Annotated in this window: 21 protein-coding genes and 1 tRNA gene; 2 read left to right on the top strand and 20 right to left on the bottom strand. The window is 69.6% G+C overall.

Features of this window, described 5'->3' with window-relative positions; genetic code table 11:
• Positions 1–42 precede the first annotated feature (42 nt).
• A complete protein-coding gene (locus DL990_RS20240; protein ID WP_125799576.1) occupies positions 43–480 on the top strand; it encodes a MarR family winged helix-turn-helix transcriptional regulator in 438 nt (145 codons plus the stop codon).
• Between the two features lie 65 nt (positions 481–545).
• Positions 546–618 (top strand) — tRNA-Arg (locus DL990_RS20235).
• A 142-nt stretch (positions 619–760) separates the two neighbouring features.
• Here the strand turns inward: DL990_RS20235 and DL990_RS41885 are convergent.
• From DL990_RS41885 to DL990_RS20135, 20 genes are all read right to left on the bottom strand, one after another.
• Entirely contained in the window at positions 761–2,182 is a 1,422-nt protein-coding gene (locus tag DL990_RS41885) for a hypothetical protein (protein ID WP_233620525.1), read from the bottom strand.
• On the bottom strand, positions 2,179–2,379 hold the full coding sequence (locus DL990_RS20225) for an AlpA family transcriptional regulator (RefSeq protein WP_125799575.1): 201 nt from the start codon (positions 2,377–2,379) through the stop codon (positions 2,179–2,181). Before DL990_RS20225 ends, DL990_RS41885 begins: the two co-directional genes overlap by 4 nt.
• Before the next feature lie 278 nt (positions 2,380–2,657).
• Positions 2,658–4,289 carry a hypothetical protein gene (locus DL990_RS20220; RefSeq protein ID WP_199746487.1) on the bottom strand — a complete coding sequence of 544 codons (1,632 nt, stop codon included), beginning with the start codon at positions 4,287–4,289 and terminating at the stop codon, positions 2,658–2,660.
• 39 nt (positions 4,290–4,328) lie between these two features.
• Positions 4,329–5,915 carry a DNA cytosine methyltransferase gene (locus tag DL990_RS20215; protein WP_233620524.1) on the bottom strand — a complete coding sequence of 529 codons (1,587 nt, stop codon included), beginning with the start codon at positions 5,913–5,915 and terminating at the stop codon, positions 4,329–4,331.
• A complete protein-coding gene (locus tag DL990_RS20210; protein WP_158632640.1) occupies positions 5,915–6,451 on the bottom strand; it encodes an AAA family ATPase in 537 nt (178 codons plus the stop codon). Before DL990_RS20210 ends, DL990_RS20215 begins: the two co-directional genes overlap by 1 nt.
• Positions 6,448–6,966 (bottom strand): RRQRL motif-containing zinc-binding protein, encoded by a 519-nt coding sequence (locus DL990_RS20205; protein WP_125799573.1) that lies wholly within the window; start codon positions 6,964–6,966, stop codon positions 6,448–6,450. The genes DL990_RS20210 and DL990_RS20205 overlap by 4 nt, the downstream gene beginning before the upstream one ends.
• A gap of 76 nt (positions 6,967–7,042) precedes the next feature.
• Entirely contained in the window at positions 7,043–7,267 is a 225-nt protein-coding gene (locus tag DL990_RS20200; RefSeq protein ID WP_125799572.1) for a hypothetical protein, read from the bottom strand.
• Between the two features lie 83 nt (positions 7,268–7,350).
• Positions 7,351–8,268 (bottom strand): bifunctional DNA primase/polymerase, encoded by a 918-nt coding sequence (locus DL990_RS20195; RefSeq protein WP_125799571.1) that lies wholly within the window; start codon positions 8,266–8,268, stop codon positions 7,351–7,353.
• 85 nt (positions 8,269–8,353) lie between these two features.
• Complete coding sequence (locus DL990_RS20190; protein WP_125799570.1) at positions 8,354–8,977, bottom strand: hypothetical protein; 624 nt, start codon at positions 8,975–8,977, stop codon at positions 8,354–8,356.
• Entirely contained in the window at positions 8,974–9,207 is a 234-nt protein-coding gene (locus DL990_RS20185; protein ID WP_125799569.1) for a hypothetical protein, read from the bottom strand. Before DL990_RS20185 ends, DL990_RS20190 begins: the two co-directional genes overlap by 4 nt.
• Before the next feature lie 33 nt (positions 9,208–9,240).
• Positions 9,241–9,894 (bottom strand): HNH endonuclease family protein, encoded by a 654-nt coding sequence (locus DL990_RS20180; protein WP_233620523.1) that lies wholly within the window; start codon positions 9,892–9,894, stop codon positions 9,241–9,243.
• Positions 9,891–10,265 carry a hypothetical protein gene (locus DL990_RS20175; protein WP_125799568.1) on the bottom strand — a complete coding sequence of 125 codons (375 nt, stop codon included), beginning with the start codon at positions 10,263–10,265 and terminating at the stop codon, positions 9,891–9,893. Before DL990_RS20175 ends, DL990_RS20180 begins: the two co-directional genes overlap by 4 nt.
• Positions 10,266–10,386: 121 nt before the next feature.
• Complete coding sequence (locus DL990_RS20170; RefSeq protein ID WP_125799567.1) at positions 10,387–10,830, bottom strand: hypothetical protein; 444 nt, start codon at positions 10,828–10,830, stop codon at positions 10,387–10,389.
• Between the two features lie 261 nt (positions 10,831–11,091).
• Positions 11,092–13,419 (bottom strand): zonular occludens toxin domain-containing protein, encoded by a 2,328-nt coding sequence (locus DL990_RS20165; RefSeq protein ID WP_233620522.1) that lies wholly within the window; start codon positions 13,417–13,419, stop codon positions 11,092–11,094.
• Between the two features lie 107 nt (positions 13,420–13,526).
• A complete protein-coding gene (locus tag DL990_RS20160) occupies positions 13,527–14,813 on the bottom strand; it encodes a sulfite exporter TauE/SafE family protein (protein WP_125799566.1) in 1,287 nt (428 codons plus the stop codon).
• Positions 14,810–15,148 carry a hypothetical protein gene (locus tag DL990_RS42310; RefSeq protein ID WP_199746485.1) on the bottom strand — a complete coding sequence of 113 codons (339 nt, stop codon included), beginning with the start codon at positions 15,146–15,148 and terminating at the stop codon, positions 14,810–14,812. The genes DL990_RS20160 and DL990_RS42310 overlap by 4 nt, the downstream gene beginning before the upstream one ends.
• Positions 15,141–15,464 (bottom strand): hypothetical protein, encoded by a 324-nt coding sequence (locus tag DL990_RS20150; protein WP_125799565.1) that lies wholly within the window; start codon positions 15,462–15,464, stop codon positions 15,141–15,143. Before DL990_RS20150 ends, DL990_RS42310 begins: the two co-directional genes overlap by 8 nt.
• Entirely contained in the window at positions 15,451–15,774 is a 324-nt protein-coding gene (locus tag DL990_RS20145) for a hypothetical protein (RefSeq protein WP_233620521.1), read from the bottom strand. The genes DL990_RS20150 and DL990_RS20145 overlap by 14 nt, the downstream gene beginning before the upstream one ends.
• Positions 15,771–15,971, bottom strand: coding sequence for a hypothetical protein (locus DL990_RS20140; protein WP_125799564.1), 201 nt, complete (start codon positions 15,969–15,971; stop codon positions 15,771–15,773). The genes DL990_RS20145 and DL990_RS20140 overlap by 4 nt, the downstream gene beginning before the upstream one ends.
• A 90-nt stretch (positions 15,972–16,061) precedes the next feature.
• Positions 16,062–16,883 carry a DUF4097 family beta strand repeat-containing protein gene (locus tag DL990_RS20135; RefSeq protein ID WP_125799563.1) on the bottom strand — a complete coding sequence of 274 codons (822 nt, stop codon included), beginning with the start codon at positions 16,881–16,883 and terminating at the stop codon, positions 16,062–16,064.
• Positions 16,884–16,926 lie beyond the last annotated feature (43 nt).

Raw genomic sequence — 16,926 nt, 5'->3', positions numbered from 1 at the left:
GTCCTCCCAGTTCGTTGGTGACACCAACGCTACGCTGTCCCGATGACCACCGCACCCGTCCGGCTCCGCACCAAGGCCAGCTGGCTGGTCAACCAGGCCGCCACCGTGGCCCACCGGCTCGCCATGGACGAGTTCGCGAAAAGCGGCTCCCGCCGGTACCACTACGGGATCCTGGCGGCCATCGACGAGAACGGCCCGTCGAGCCAGGCCGCCTTGAGCCGCTGCACCGGCATCGACCGCAGCGACGTCGTCGCCGTCATCAACGAACTCGCCGCCGCGGGCCACGTCGACCGCACCCCCGACCCCGCCGACGCCCGACGCAACCTGATCAGCCTCACCGACCCCGGCACCCAGCGCCTGGACCAGCTGGAAGACCTGATCAGAGACACGCAGGACGCGCTCCTCGCGCCACTGAACCCCGCCGAACGCGAGCAGCTGACCAGGCTGCTCGCCCGCGTCGTCGAGCACCACAACGGCTAACGACCACCACTCGTGAGAGGGCCGGGAGACATGCGCTAAGCTTCCAACGTCGCCCAGGCGGCAACGCCCTCGTAGCTCAGGGGATAGAGCACTGCCCTCCGGAGGCAGGTGTCGCAGGTTCGAATCCTGCCGAGGGCACACTACGAAGTGCGAGGAAAACCGCATCTGACCAGCGGTATCGCTGATTTTCCGATCTTCCCCGCACTCCAGCTGACTCCGGCCAAATCCGGCTTCACACGGGTGTCTGTCCCCAATGCGTTCCCATGGGGAACCCACGTGCTCATGTCTTCGGCTTGTGGCCCAGGATCTTCTCGATGCGTGCCCGGTTGGCCGCCTCCCCCTTGTCGAGGAACGCGGCGTAGATCTCCAGCAGCACCGACACCGAGTGCCCTGCCCACTCCGCCACTGTGGCCGGGTCGACCCCGGCCGCCAGCTGGGTGCTGACGGCCGCGTGACGGAGGTCGTAGGGTCGCGAGGCCAGCGGAGTCGCTTGCGCTTCCTCGCTCAGGATCAGTTTCCGCACCGACCGCCACGCCCGCGTGTAGGTGATCATCGGCACCTCGCCGCCCTGCTCCCCCTGAAACAGCCGTCCGTCCGGCGCGTACCCGAACAATCGGATGTGGCGCCACAGCAGACGGGTCAGGTCGGGCGGGAAGGTCACTGTGCGCCCCTCCCCTTCGCCGCGGGCTTTCAGGGGTCGTTCGTCGCGCGGTTTTCCGCTGTCCGTCCACCGTCCTCCCGCGTGCGGTTCGGCGAGGTCCAGGTGGAACTCGCCCCAGTCGTAGACGTGCTCCCCACGTTCGTCGTCCCACTCCGGTTCCGGGAGTGACGCGATGTTGCGCTTGTTCAGAGCGACCGCCTCCTCCGGGCGGAGGCCGGCGTAGTACATCGCGCCGAAGAACGCCTCCAGCCGCGGTCCGCTACGCGGAAGGGAACCGACCCCGGCCAGCAGGGTGCGCGCCTGCACAGGGTTCGGCACTGCTCGTTTGTTGACCTTCCTCTTGCCCGACGGCATGGCGGACCACTTCACCGAACTCAGCGGATTGGAGTCGATCAACTCGCGTTCGACCGCGTAGTCGAGTGCGTTGAACAGCACCGCCCGGGTCTTTCGCGCCACGCTCGGCGCAAACCGTTTGCCGTCGAGGCGCCGGGTCACCGCACGCTGCAAAGCACGCAGAACATCCGGGTCGGTCACCGCTTTCACCGACACCGTCTTGCGCCGACACCACGCCAGCACTTTCTCGACGTCCTCCGGAACCTCGCGGCCGGTGCGGTACTCGGTGTTGTAGCCCCATTGGCGCAGAGCGGACCGCACCACCTTGGCGTCAGGACGATTCTTGGCTTCCTGCATGAACACCGGCATCACGCGAATCAGGGCTTCGGCGATCGTCTGCCGTGCCGTCGCGGCGGTATCCGGCCATTTCATGTCCACATAGGACTCCGTGAACTGATACCAGGTCATGTCGCCCTTGGGCTGCGTCATCGATCGCGGGCGCCCGGTCACGATGTCGAACGGTTCGCCCGCACGCTGCGCAGCGAGCAACGACGAACGGAAACCGTCCGCTTGCGTGTAGAGCTTGAACGACTCCTTGAATTTCTCTTGCTCGACCATCCAGTTCGCGCGGTAGCTGGTCACCTTCCCCGCCGCGTTTACGCGGGACTCCAATTTCCAGATCCGCACCTTGTACGACAGGGTGATCACGCAGCCACCTCCCGTTCAGCCAGCCAAGTTTCAAAGTCGCTGCGTCGGATGCGAACGGCGCCGTTCGGCAGCTTGAGACACTTCGGCGCTCGATTTGTCGCGCGCCATTCGTAGAAGGTGGATGGTGCAACGTCCATCTCTTCGCACACCTCGGTGATGCTGAGAAGTCGCCTCATGAAGGCGTGATCCTGACCCATGGCGAACTCCTTTCGTGCAGGCAGGACGACCGGGTCGCCGGTAGATGCCCGGCGACCCGGTCGCGGTGACGATGTGTAGCCAAATGACGCTCATGCCCAGAGCAGTCCCAGAGCCCTCGGGACGTGGGGGCTGAAACCAAACCCGCAAACCCGCAAACCCGCAAAGTGGTGCTTGACCTGCGTATATGCTTGCGGGTTTACATACGGGGGCGAGACCCGCAAACCCGCAAACCCGCAAACCCGCGCGGGGCGGGCAAGCGGGTTTCGGCTGGCCAGGACTACTGGTCGCGGTTTTCGGACGTGTCGTCGTTCGTGGTGGGCGTGAACGGTTCGGTCCAGTAGGTCCGGCAGTTGTGGTGGCTGTCGATCACGCTGCGTAGAACGATGTCGGTGTGCCAGCGGTCGATGTGTCCTGCGAGCCTCTTGCCCAGAGACCGGGCGGACAGGGGCTTTCCGGCCCGGTCGGTGGGGAAGGTCCCGGCCCAGGGGTCGGTGCCCGCGGTGGGTTCGCCGGACTGGCGGAGTTCCTGCGCGGTGAGGCGGCGGTCGCCGTGCAGTTCGTGCCAGGTGTGGAGGAAGTTCATCCATTCCGCGTTGTCCTCGTCGAGGCCGCGTACGGATTCGGCGTTGGCGAGGAAGTGGCCGATTCCGTGGTGTTCGAGGAATCCCCCGAGGTGTTTGGCCCAGGCGGTGAATTGCCGCATCTGCGGGATGGTGCCGGATGCTTCCGGTGCGCCGTGGTTGGTCCAGTCCAGGATGAGCACCAGGAGGTGACGCAGCACGACCGCCCGGTTTTTCGGTTCCAGGATCCAGGAATCGAGGTTCGGGATGGTGAACCCGCTGCGTGCTTCCGGCCGGGGGCAGTCGGGGTCGAGGCGCACCCAGACCGTCCGGCTCGCCATGTCGCCGCCGGTGCGGAGGTTGTTCCCGGTGGCCAGCCAGAGCCGGTCGTTGGTGTAGGTCGGGGCGGTGTTGGTGCCGAGTTTCCGGTCCGACCACGACCGTTCGGTCATCAGCCGGGCGAGTGTGGCGGAGTCGAGCGCGGTTCCCTCCTTGATGTTGTCGAACACGATGACGCCGGACGGTTCGGCCAGCACGCTGGTGATGGTCTTGCGTAGTTCGTCCTCCGATTCGGTCCAGTTCTGCACGGTCTGCCCCACCAGCAGCCCGACGCAGCCGGTCAGGATCGTTTTCCCCGACCCGGGCATGGACGCCTCGACCAGACCGAACGGGGACAGCGCGCGGGTGTAAGGCCGGATGAGCGGGGTGGCCAGCAAGGCCATGTAGTTGGCCTTGTCTGCCGGGGTCCGCCACGGGAAGTCCCAGAGGAACTTGTCCAGCAGGAATTCCCGCGCGGCGGCCACCTGGTCCGCACTCGGCTTGTCCGGGATCGGGGCGAGGTGGTTGTTGCTGGCCAAGTAGAACTTGGTGTCCGGGTCGTATCCGGGCGTTTGCAGCAGCGTTCCGTCCGGTCGGAGCACCGGGGTGGAGATGATCCCGTTCAGCACCGGCAGACCCGGCCACGATCGCCGGGCGAGCACTGCGGACAGCACCGGCCCGGCCGGGGTGACCTCCGCCGACTTCCCGTTCTTCGCCCCCATCACGGTCGCGTGTTCGGCCAGTAGCGCCGCGAACAGCGACGGCTTGAGCGTCGAGGCGGTGATCGGCAGGGCGGCGTCGTCGTCGGCGGCGACGGGCCCGGCCGCGCCGGAGATCTCCTCCAGCACCACCGGTGCGCCGTCGGCCACGTAGCTGCCGGGGATGATCCGCCCGTCGAGAGCCCGGGTGAGGACCCGGATCATCTCCGGGTCTTCCTCACCGACCCGCAAGACCGGGCGGCCGTCGTCCCCGATGACCCACAGCGGCGTGCCCCCGCTGGACGGCGATGCGCTGGGTACGGATGTGGACATAGGGCCTCCTTCGGTCGTGCGGATGGTGCGTCCGCCGGGTCACGCGGCGGGTTCCAGTGGTTCACCGGAGAAGGTCTCGATCAACGCGGATGCGAGGACCTCGGCCATGGCGGGCGGGACGGCGTTGCCGTAGCCGCGGACCTGTGCGCGTTTGACCTTGCTGGACATCTTGTAGCCGGACGGGAAGCCCATCCCGGCGCCGATCTCGTGGGGTTCGAGCATCCGGAAGGTGCACTTGTCCACCGGCGGGCCCTCGCCGCCGAGCAGGGCGTAGCGGTCCTTGGTGGTCAGCGTCCCGATCGGCTGGTCGGTGCGGTGGGTTCCGCCGTTGCCGTAGTAGGACATCAGCAGCGCCAGCTCCCGGCCCTCGGTCGGTGGGCCGACCAGGCCGTGGTGGTTGCCTCCGGCCGACACGGTCGGGATCGGCCCGCCGACCGGGTAGGCCGTCTTGGCGGAGCCGCCGTTGCGCTGGATGGAGATGAACGGCGGAACCACGACCGCGGTCTCCCGGCGGCAGGTCTGCGACCGCATCGGCCGGTCGACGGTGATCGCGGTACCCACCCCGGCCCGCGCCGCGCACGACACGAGCAGCGGCGGGCACACCAGCCCGTCGGTTTCCCGGGTGGTCCTGGTGGGCATCGGTTCGTCGACCGAGGTGGCGTGCTGGCGCCAGGTGCCTCCGGCCGGGGCCAGCAGCGCGCCCATGTGCCGCTCCAGCCCGGCCTCGATCCGATCCATCGTCTTCGGCGTGAGCGGGTCCGGCCGGCCGCGTTCGTCGACCCGTTCCCCGATCCGCTGCCCCGGGTCCAGGCTCCAGTCGATGATGGACGACGCGGCCAGCACCTCCGGCTCCACGATCTGGTTGCGGCACTTGCGGTGCGGGCACTTGTAGACGTACTGGCCGTTGCGGATGCCGTAGACGCCCATCACATCCGTGGGCTTCTTGAACACCTGCATCGCGTCCACGATCTCGTCACAGCCTGAGCAGTACGCCTTGGGGCGCAGCCACTTGTCCCAATCCGGGACGCGTCCGAGGCTCTTGTGGCAGTAGCCGAGAAAGAACCGGTTCCGGGACTGCGCGACCTTCCCCAGCGTCGGACCGGCGACGTGCATGGCGTTGAGCGCGATCAGCCAGGTGAGGTAGCCCTCGGCCTCGATCTCCCGGCGCCAGCGCTTGAACGCCGACCACTTCACCACCTGCACGACGTTCTCCACGACGCCACCGAGCACGGGTTTGCCGCGCCGGTTCATCGCGCGCAGGTAGCGCGGGATCTCCTCCATCAGCGCCCGTGCCCGCGCCACCGAGGGGTCGAGCGCTTTCGGGCCGGTCTTGGGGTCGAACAGGACCCCTTGCAGGTTCTGGTCGAAGTCCCGTTTCACCCCGCGTGCGTCCGTCCACGGCGGACACGCCGGTGAGCCCCAGAAGAAGTCCACGCGCGGGAACCCGCCGATGTCGGCCTTGGCGATGTCGCCGCGGTAGTGGTCCATCCCCGGGTGGTTCAGCCCGTGGGTGGCGATGGCGATCGGGTCGTGGTTCGCCGCGAGGATGCCCTCGGTGCCGGGGACGGCGAGCACGCCGGTGGTGTCGCCGCCGAACCCGGCGAACTCGTGATACGTCGTGAACATCAGTTCTCCTCGGGTCGGTGCTGGCGGGTGTGCAGGTAGGGCGGCAGGGCCAGGAACCGGAGTTCGTGCCAGCCCTCGCGGTGCAGGTGCGGGACCGCGGTGGCGATGTCGTGGTGCATCCGCCAGACGACGTGGTCGGGAACGCGGCGGGCGTATCCGCAGTCCGGGCAGCGGCGGGGGTCTCGGGATCCGTTGCGGGCCAGTGCGGTCAGCAGCGGCGGCAGGATCACCAGCCCGACGGTGCGTGCGCCGAACTCGGCGGCGAGGTCGAGCAGTTCGGTCCGGAACCGCGGCAGGTAGCCGGTCACGTCCCACACCACGGTGCCGCCGTCGGCGAGCACCTGGCGGGTGGTGGCGTACCCGGCGGCGACGGCGGCGGCGTTGACTGTCTGGTTCGACGAGCATCCGCACGGCGCCAGCGCGGCGCGGGTTTCGTCCAGCGACACCACCACAGCCCGCGGCGGGGTGTGCCGGGTACGCCAGGTGGTCTTCCCGGCCCCGGCCGGGCCGATCGTGGAGATCAGGGTCGGTGTCATGCGGCGAGCTCCCATCCGATGCTGTGGTGGCAAGTGGTGAGGGCGGCGTGCCCGGCGGCGTCGAGAGTGGGTTCGCCGTGCAGGAACTCGTGCAGATACGAGTCGGTGTCGAGACCGGAGCTGTAGAGGCAGGCTTCGCATGTGCGGTGCGCTTTGGGGAGTTCGGCGTAGCCGGTCTCCCGGCATTCGCGGCAGGTACGGCGGGCGGCCATCGCCTTCGCCAGCGCCGCCCGCCGGCCGGGCGTCATCGGCCGGACGGGCTTGGCCTGGTCGATGAGGTAGAGGTTGGCGTAGACAGTCTTCCCGGCCTTGCGGCACCGGAAGTACAGGAACGCCACCGGATCCTGCCCGCCGGGCCGTTTCCCGGTGGCCCGGAGCTGTCGGCGTGTGGCGAGCAGGTGACGGGGTGCGGTGTTGCGCGACAGCAACGGTTTCCCGTACAAGCGGCCGCGGGTGTATTCCAGATCGGGTGACCACGGCACCGCCGCGAGCACCCACGGGTATTGACGTGCCATCGCTGCCCTCCCGGCCAGCACGGGCAGGGCCCGCGCAGCGGGGTGGCTGCGCGGGCCCTGCAACGATTGAGAGGGACTACTTGCTGGCCTTGACCTTGGCGGCGATCTCCCTGGCGAGCGTGCCCTTGGTGACCGAGATCGTCTCGCCGTTGACGCTGATCGCAGCCGAGTCGATGGTGCTCTTGAGGTGCGCGCCAGCGCGCTTGCCCGCGATAGCCCACGCCTCGGCGGCGGTGTACTTGATGCCGCCCTGCGTGATCTCGCTGGTCTTGACGATCCACTCGAAACGGTTCTTCGACATGGTGGTGTTTCCTTCCGGTGTGAGGATTCCGGCCGCCGGTCGACGGCCGGGGTGTGTGGGTTGGTGGTGCGACCGGCCTGGGGTCAGGCCGCTTTCCGGTTGACGCGGCGGGGGTTGCGGCTCCCGGCACGCAGAGAGGTGTCGATGACTCCGAAGTCCTTGGTCATCGATTCGGGGGTGTTCCAGGCGGTGACCGCGGCCTGGAGTTCGGCCCGGGCGTGCGCGAGGTCGAGCAGTCCGGCACCGACGAGCTGACCGAGGGCGTAGGCGGCAGTCGACAACGCCTTGTTCCGCTGCCCTGACGGCGCCGCACGGACACGGTCGGTCTCGCCTGCCACTGCGCGTGCCACGTAGGCGTTCGGCGCCGCTACGGGCTTCTCCTTGCCCGCTGAGACGGCCGTGGAGAGGGTTTTGAGCGAGGCTTGGACCAACCACCCCGGAAGTTCCGGAGGGTCGGTGTCGTCGAACAGTTCGTAGGCCCCGTCCTCACGCACCGAGCCCGGGGCGAGGGCGTAGCCGCCCCAGCCACGGGTGTCCACATGCGGCGCGATGTGCTTGACCGTGCAGGGAAGACGGCACCCGGGTGGTGTCGCGTACCAGAGCTGGCGGCCGGTGGACGGGGTCGTGGTCGTCCACGCCTCCGGCAACGGGCCGCCCCGGTCGGCGGCCAGCGCCTGGAGTTCGTCCCAGCCGTCGGGCCCGGCCGGCTCCGCCGGTTTCCGGACGTCGCAGTCGATGACATGCAGCCCGGACTTCCCGGGATAGACCGCGACGTTGTAGGGCTCCCACGACCACACCCGTTCGATCACCTCGGGGTCAGTGGTGGCCAGGGCTTCCGGGACTACATGCCCGGCGCCGCACGGCCCTCGTCCCGGACAGCGTTCCTCGCGATGCCAGGCGGGCGGCCACTTCCGGCCCGGCATGATCGGGAACACGAACCACCCTCTGCCAGCCATCGTCAGCGCGATGTCGAGGAGCGTCCGCCGTTGGGCGTCGTGCATCGGTCTGCCTCCTTTCGCCAGAACACATCCCGCTCCCAGCCGGGCCGGTCAACGAAGCGGAAGTCGTTGACCGGCCCGGCGGCGGTCACCGTCGGCGCAGGGCGTAGGTGCGGTCCTGGTCCCGGTCGGTGACGACGAACCGGTGCTGCGCCAGCCGGGCGGCGACGCCGGTGACGGCGGGCAGGATCGACGGCCCGCCGACGATGAGCACGCCGGGTTCGTCGTAGACCCGCACTTCGCCGTCGAGATGCCGCGTGCACATCAGGTGCACCTCGGACACGTACACCCCGCTGGCGCCGTAGAAGCCGAGCAGGGCCCGGACATCGTCCGAGTCGTGCACCACGGCGTGCTTGCCGTAGCCCTCGCGCAGTCCGAGCATCACCGTGACCGGCAGGCTCGGATCACCGGCTTCCAGGACTCGCCAGCCGTGGTTCTCCTTGAGCGAAGCGGCGATCGCGGCGTAGTCGCCGATCCCCGGTGCGCCGTCCGAGACGCTCGGATCCCGGATCAGCGTGAACCGCGGCGCCCCGTCGACGGGCTGGTGGATCGCGGCGGTGATCGTCACCCGTGTCGTGCAGGCGGCGGCGACCAGCCGGACGGCGTCGACCCGGCGGGTTCCGGCGGGTGGCACCAGCAGCGGCTGATACACCCCCGCCGCCGACGCGACTTCGCCGTAGAGACCGCTCATGCCCGGGTTTCCGTTCGTCACAAGGCCTCCAGGTGCGCGAGCCAGTAGGCGATCGAGGGACACGCAAAGCCGCACTCGCAGCCGTGGGCGGCCGACCAGGTTTGGTGACCCGGCAGGGAATTCGGGGCCCCGGCACTGATCGCCGCGCCGACGACCGGATGCCCCCGGCGCGCTTCCCCGAGGTGCGACTCGCCGAACCAGCACGAGCAGACGCTCACGACCTCCTCCCCGTTCACGTCGTAGGTCGTCATCAGGTGAACACTCGACATCGGCGTCACTTCCTTTCAGCAGCGGCGGAGCACGGCGGCGATCGCGTCGCGCTCGGCCGGGTCGACGGTCATGCGGTAGTCGTGCTTGGTCTCGACCCAGCGGGCGAGATAGCCGCATCGGTCTTTGGCGGGCAGCCATTTCGCGGGGTCGGAGTCGCCTTTGGACCGGTTGGATTTCGCGGTGACGGCGACCAGGACGCGCGGGTCGTTGGCGTACCGCTGGCGATCGGTACGGGACCAGGAGCGGGTGCCGGAGCGGGCGGCTTCGGCCAGCGGCACCATGTGGTCGACGTCGAGGGATTTCGCGTCGGTGACGGTGACCCCGTCATACGGCGACACCCACCGGCCGCCGGTGACCTTGCACCCGGGACCGGTCGTCACCTTGGCGCCTTGGGATTTCAGGGTGTTTTCGCGGGCGTCGCAGGCACCGGAGACGGTCTCCCAGTGCGGCCAGTCCGCGCGCCGGTAGACGTTGCCGGTGTCCTCGACGGTGACCTTCAGTTTCGCCAGCCGGGCCCGGACAGCGGGAGCGTCGATCCGCGCGGTGCCGTGGTCGGCGGCGGCCGGCGTCGGCTTCGCGGGCGGCGGGGTTCTCGAGTCCTGGCATCCGGCCGGGGTCGACGCGACAGCGGCGGCGAGCGCGACGGTGGCGATCGTGCGGGCGATCACGCGGCCACCGCCAGCGTGACGAGGTCGGCCGCCTGGACTGCGCGGGCGGTGTCGATGTCGACCGCGCGCCACACGATGACCGGGAACGCGCCGTCCTCGCCCGGCGCGGCGCGGCGCATGATCGGGTCGCCGTGTCGGAGCGCGTGGGTGTAGGCGAACCAAGCCAGCCGGAACACGCCCGCGTCGTCCCGAGTCGGCAGGGGCACCCCGATGTCGAGCGCGGCGGCGCCGATGGCGTCACGGGCGATGTCGGGCCGGGTGAAACCGACCGCGAACACGCTCCCGTCGTCGAGGACCAGCACGGTGGGATGGCGCACCCCGAAGCAGGCGTAGGCGTCGGTGGTGACCAAGTCGGGCATGGGCAGGAACATGACGGGACTCCTTGACGTGGTTGGGGTCCGCCGGACCGGCAGGGCGTCGAGCGCCTGCCGCCGGTCCGGCGGACGTCGTGTGATGGAGGGGCCGCGGCTGCCCGGATCGGGGACAGCCGGGTCAGAGCGAGATCCGGCCGTCGCGGACCAGGACCGGGGCCTGCCGCTGGATCTGCGACCAGCGGCGGGCGACTCGGTCACGGGCAAGCGAGCGGGCCTTGCCCTCCGACAGGGCGGGCTTGAGTTCCTTGGCGAAGTTCTTGAAGACCTTGATGTCGTGCGCGGCGTGTCCACGGCGGGCGGGCTTGAGGCGGTGCTCGCGTCGCCATCGCTCTTCGGCCTCGAAACCGGCCCAGCAGCCGACCGCGTAGTCCCTGATGGCCCGCTGGTCCCAGTCCGATTCCCGGACCTTGGCGAGGCTGACCCAGCCTTCATCGCCCAGGAACCGGATCTCGGTGACCGTGAACCCGGCGTCTTTCCAGACCCAGGCGTGACCGAGTTCGTGCGCGGCGGTTGCCAGCTGTTCCGGGTCTTCCGGATCGCGGGCCGGACTGAACAACCCCATGACGAAACCTCCCTATCTGTGACTATGAGTGACCGACCGTGGGGTCGGCGACGGCCCGCGACCGGGCGGCGGCGGGTGATGGCGCGAGTTACGGGGAGGGTTACGGCCCAGGGTGCGAGTTACATCGGTAACTCGCGCCCAAAACGGCCTGTAACCCGGTCTGATCAGCGGAAAGTTACGGAGTTATCGCCCAGGTCAGGGCCGGTTTCCGGCCGCCGGAACCCCGAAATCGGGGTCCGGCGGCCGGGTCGGGGCCGTAACTCAGGCGTCCGGGCCCTCGATCGCGGCGACCTCGTCCCGCCCCGCAAAGCGTTGACGCACAGTGACCGGGTCGACGGGGTAGAGGTTGCCGGTCGACGGCGGTTTGATGCCCAGGGCGTCGAGTTCCTTGACGAGTTTGGGCTTGGTCAGCTCCTTGTAGGGCTTGTATCCGGGGTCGAGATTGCGCAGCGCGCCGACCAGGTCCCCGGCGTTGACTGGCTCGTCGCCGGTCATGACGGTGGCCAGGTCCTCGATCAGGTCCCTGACCTGCGGTTCCAGCGACCTGGGGGTGCTGGCGCCGCCGCGCATCTCCGCCCCGCGGGCGGCGATGGCGGCCAGGTCGTCGGGGGTGAGGTAGAACGACCGGAGCAGGCCGGGGGTGTCCATGAATCCCACGGTCACGGTGGTCCCGCAGTCGTTGAGCGCGTCCTTGGTCTTGGGCTTCAAGCCCAGGGCGGAGATGCCGTTTTCGTGGGCTTTCTCCCCGAGGACGATGTTGTTCCGGGCCTTGTCCCCGATCGCGCCGCACGCCTTGTTCGTAGTGACGGCCATTAGGTCACGCGGCAGGCTGGCGTCCGACGGGTTCGGCGTGGCGAACACCAGCACGATCCCGTATTTCCGGGCGGCGGAGTAGAACCTGACCAGCATGTTCACCAGCTTCTTGCGGTCCTCGGGCTTGTCCTGGCGGAAGAACGCCTGGCATTCCTCGATCACCACGATCCGGGGCCGCAACCCCGGCTCCCGCGCCGCGACCTCCCGATTCACGGCCCTGACCTGGTGTTTCTCCAGCAGACGGCCGCGCACGGCGAGGTCGGCGTAGAGGTGTTCGATGTGTTCCAGGCAGGCGGTGACGTTGTCCTCGGTGTCGCCCTTGACGAACGTGGACAGCACCGGGGCCAGCGGGTCGTAGTCGAAGTTCTCCGCGAAGCAGAACACGTCGATGTCGACCAGCGGGTCCAGGGCGGCGCCGGCCAGCAGGTCCAGCACCAGGGTGGTCTTGCCCGATCCCATGGCACCGGAGAACACGAAGTTCCGTTCGTTCACCGTGGTCGTCACCGTCGACCCGCGCGGGCTCTGCCCGACCGGGAAACCGGTGAAGAAGTCCGTGGAACCCTCGGTGAGCAGCGGATACGGGTCCACCAGCTCGCGCAGGACGCCGGGTTCGAGCCGGAACAGGTCCAGCACGGTCGGGTCGCCCTCGTCCGCGTCGAGGAACAGCTCCTGCGACCGGCAGCCCAGGTTGTGCGCGAGCAGGTCCTTGGCCTTGTTCACGTCCTTCACCGACGCGCCCATGGGGAGCCGGATCTTGGCGGTGTAGGCCTTGCCGCCGTCGGCGAGCATCGGGAACCGCACCCACGCCTGGTCGGTGTCCCTGTTGGGCCAGCCGTCCTTGATCGCGGCGTTCAGCTTGGTGTTGCCGATGTTCGCCAACGCCGTGACCAGCGTTTTCTCGTTCAATTCCTGGTAGGCCACGCTCGCGCTCCGGCGACGCAGCGACTCCGGCAGGACCTGTTCCCCGAGCTTGACACCGTCCTTCCAACGGCGGAACGCCCACACCCCGGCCGCCGCGAGCCCGATCAGCCACGCGTGCAGCACCGACCAGGTCACCACCGCCGCGCCGGTGGTCAGGACGGCGCCGATGGTGCGCAGCACGTCGGTGAGGTTCCAGTCGCCGAACCAGCCGCCGAACCCGTTGAGCAGCCCCAACACCAGCGAGATCCCGAGCAGCAGCACCAGCACGACCGCGGTCTTCTTCGTGATCTGCCACGCCAGCTCGAACCGCAGCTTCGCGGCTTCGGCAGCGACGCGTTTCTGCTCGATGATCTGCGAGTTCAGCTCCGCCACCCGGTCCAGCTCCCCGGACACCAGCGCGGCCTTGCGGGCGGCGCGGGCGTCGAACTGGCCCCGGTCGGCCTTGCGGCGCTGGCGTTCGGCCTCGGCGCCCTTGGAGATGTAGGTGGCGTGGCGACGGACGAACCGGAACGCCGGGGCACCCTTCGCGCGGACCACCTTCCGCCCGCCCCGGACCACGACGGCGGTGCCGTGCGCGACCGTGGACAGGTCCTGGCGGTATCCGGCGTAGCGGGCCGCGCGCTGCGCTCGCTGGTCGGTGATCAGCCGGTATTCCTCGTCGCTGACGATCTCGGCGTCCATCACCGGTCCGGCGGACTCGGGGTTGGACTCGCGCTGCTCAGAGCGGGTGGCGAGGTGGTGGACGGTGGCCAGTTCCCCCGCCGACCCGGCGGACTCGTGCACGGTGGTCGAGGTGGACTCGATGGCGGACTGAGCGGTGGACTCAGGGGTGTCGTTGTGGTCGGTGGGGTTCATCGCAGGATGCCCTTTCGTGCTGGACTCGTGCAGCACCAGGGCAGGGTCGAACCCCGCACCGGGACAGGTGGAGGTCGGCCCTGCCCGGTGTCTGTGCGGGAGGGTGGTTAGGCGTCACCGCCGTTGCGGGCGACGTAGTCGGCCTTGAGGTCGGTGGCCTGTTTCTTGCCGCACTTGAGGGTGCGGCGGATGGACTCGGCGTTCAGCGGGTCGAACCCGGCCGGGCGGTCGTCGAGCGCCTTCGCGAACTCGGTCTTCAACTGCTCCGGGGTGCGCTTCTTCGGCTCCGGGATCGTCGCCCGCGCCGACCGGCGACCACCGGTCCGGCGGGCCGCCGACGGCCGCTTCGGACCGTCGTCCCCGGCCGGGTCATCTCCGGTGTGATCGTCGGCGCGCGGACGGGGTTCGGGCTTAGGGTCGAGGGTGGCGACCCCGGCGGCGTCCCTCCCCCTCTCGCCGTCCGGGGTCGCCTCGGACGCCCCGGACTCCAGGCGGCGGAAGTGCGCCCCGGCAAGGTAGGCGGCGGCCTCGTCGGCCACCGACAGCTCACCGTCCCCGGCCGTGGACACCGGCAGGTTCGACACCGTCGCCGGGGCCAGCCGGCCACGACGGCCCAGCTGGAACAGTCCGGGCTGGAACACCAGCCGCGCCGCGCCGTCCGGGCCGATCTCCGCCACCGCGGACCGGATCGCCGCCCGCCGTGCGGCCTCGACCCGGTCCCGTTCGGCCCGGACGGTACGCGCCGCCGCCTTCTCCTGCCGCGCGGTCTCCTTCGCCGTGCGGCGCAACGCCTTCTCCGCCGTCGACCGGCGCGGCGCGGCGGTGACGATCTGGTGCGCGATCACCCCGGCGACCGACACCAGCCCCATCACCACACCGATCCCGAGGTTCCCGCCCGGCATGGTGATGCCCCGGATCACGGAGATCACCAGCCCGTATCCGGAGAACACCAGCACCCCGAGCTGCAACGCCCACACCGGCCGGTCCGGGTGCCGCACGCGCTGCACGTGGACCGCGACGGAGAACGCGACCATCCCCCACTCGCTGAGCAGGGGCAGCAGGAGCCCGACCTCGCTCCCGAGGTGTTCGCCGCCCCAGTGCGCGACACCCGGGATGGTCAGTGCCGCCGAGACCAGCATCAGCGGGTAGATCAGCAGGTCCACCACGTGCGCCGCGCACCAGGACCACAGGCCCTTGACCGCGGTGACCCGCGCCTGCCGCTTCTCCTTGCGGTCGGCGCGGGTGTCGGCCTTGTCCTTGCGGGTTTCCTCCAGCTGCAGCCGGGTCAGCGCCAGCCGCTGGTCGAACCCCTGCTCCTTCTCCTTGCGCGCCAGCTCCGCCTTGACCCGCTTGTCCTCACGGGCCTGTTCGGCCCGGTCGCTGAAGTAGCTCATCGGGACACCTCCCGTCGATGCGGTCGCCCGGTCCCGGGCGCGGTCTCGTCCTGCCCGGCCTCACCGGGCGAATCACCGTCGTGCGCCATGCCAGGCAGCTCGGGCACCCGGCCGCCAGCGACGGCGCGGTGCCGGGCGGCGCGAGCCCGGCGGGCCAGCAGGATCTCGTGCCGCGCCCACACCCCGGCCACCCCGACCGAGAGCAGGCACACCCACGGCGACACGACCGCACCGGCGGCCAGCGGCACGGCCACTCCGGCCAGCTCCCCGGCGTGCGTGGACGCCCACGCCACCGCCGTCTCCTGCCTCGTGCACCGCGGCTTGCCCTCAGCCATGACGCCACCCCCCTCGCTCATCCGGCCCGCCGTAGAAGTTGCGGGAGTGCCGATCCGGGTAGATTCGGCCCCGCAAGACACCAGACCGGAAACGCAGCCACCGCCAGGTGTTCCAGCCCAGGAACACCACGACCGCGCGGACCGGCCACGCCAGCCAGAACCCGTCCAGCACCAGCAGGTCGAGCCCCAGCAGAGCCATCGCGACGATGATGTTGCGGCGGATCGCGTAGCCCGCGTTCCCGGTGGCCGCCGCACGCCACGCCGCCACATACGCCGCATAGGACAAGTAGCCGAAGTTGGTGTCACGTCCGTACACGCGTGTGCTCCCAGCTCCCCGCCGCCGTGGTGGTGGCGGGGTCGTAGTAGTGGTTGATCGGCCCGCGTGGCGGGGTGGTGATCTGGCGGGTGGTGTAGCCGTCCAGCTCACCGATCACCCCGGCCAGGATCCGCACCAGCAGCACCAGCGGAACCCGGACCAGGTGCAACGCCAGGAACAACGCGAACGCCCCGAACACCTTGCACAGCGCCCAGGTTCCGTTGCGCTCCAGCAGCATCCGCAGCAGCGCCACCGTCGGGTTCAGCGCCAGCGCGTCCGGTGTGGACGGTCGCGTATCGCCCGGGGTCATGACGGCCACTCCAGAATTACCGGCAGGCATCCGCAGTCGGTTTCGGTGTAGTGGTGGAACCCGATGCAGCGGTCATCGGTGCAACCGCACGCGTCGCCGTGCCACTCGTCCGTGCCGAAGTGGCGCTGTGCCCACTCGGTCGGGGTGATCCCGGCGGCGGCCAGCGTTTCCTTGGCCGTGTCGTTGAGGTTCGCCATCGTGGTCAGCACTCCTCGGAGGTCGGGTCGGTCATGGGGCCGGTGGTGCCGCCGTCGGCTGCGGCCGCTGGTAGTCGGTCATGGCCGGGTTCACCGTCCGTTCGTGCGGTCGATGACCCGGCCGGACAGGCTGCGCAGGTTCGAGCGCACCGTGGCATCGGAGTCGGCGGCGAGCCGGATGTCCCCGGACACCGATTCCGCGTGCACCGACGCGTCGCCCACGGCGTGGACCCGGATGTCTCCCGAGACCGTGCCCAGGAAGGCCCTGGCGGCCAGGCTGATCACGCTGACGTCGCCGGAGACGGTGTGGACCGTGGCGTCCGGGGTGCTGGCGATGACGACGTCGCCGGACGTGGTGTTCACGTGCGCGGTTTCGGTCGCCGTGCCGATGGACACGTCGCCAGAGAGGGTGCGCGCCGCGACGGTGCGCGGTACCCCGAAGACGGCCACGTCGGCGCTGGAGGTGTCGACGCTCACCGCGGCGCAGGTGCGCGGAAGTCGGACCGTGACCTGGATCCCGCCGCCGCTGACGACATTGCCGTAGACGGCCCCGCCGTTGACGATGTTGCCGCCGACGACGACGTTGCCGTTGCCGTTGCCGGTGATCGTGACGCCGGTCATCGAGCCGGTCACGGTCCTGGCGGTCATCCGCACGTGGGTGCCGCGCGCGTTCTGCACGACCGTGGTGTTGCCGCCGGGATCACCGGGAACGGTGACCCGCAGCTCATCGCCAGCGGTGACCGCGGTGGCGCCCGCGATCAGCCGCGCGGCGACCGTGTCGATGGGCGCGAGCGGTTCGAGCATGACCGACGCCGTGGCGTAGTCGCCGACCTCGATATCGACCGTGCCGATCGCGTCGCAGTTCAGGACCAGCCGGGCAAGTCCACGACCGTCGTGGGTCAGGGTGCGCATGAGTTGTCCTCCTTGGACAGTGAGAGATGGCGGGGCGGCATGA

The sequence above is a fragment of the Amycolatopsis sp. WAC 01416 genome (genome assembly GCF_003947485.1).
In the GTDB taxonomy this organism is placed as follows: domain Bacteria; phylum Actinomycetota; class Actinomycetes; order Mycobacteriales; family Pseudonocardiaceae; genus Amycolatopsis.
Note: the sequence above shows the minus strand (reverse complement) of the source record. Positions and strands in the feature narration are given on the sequence as shown.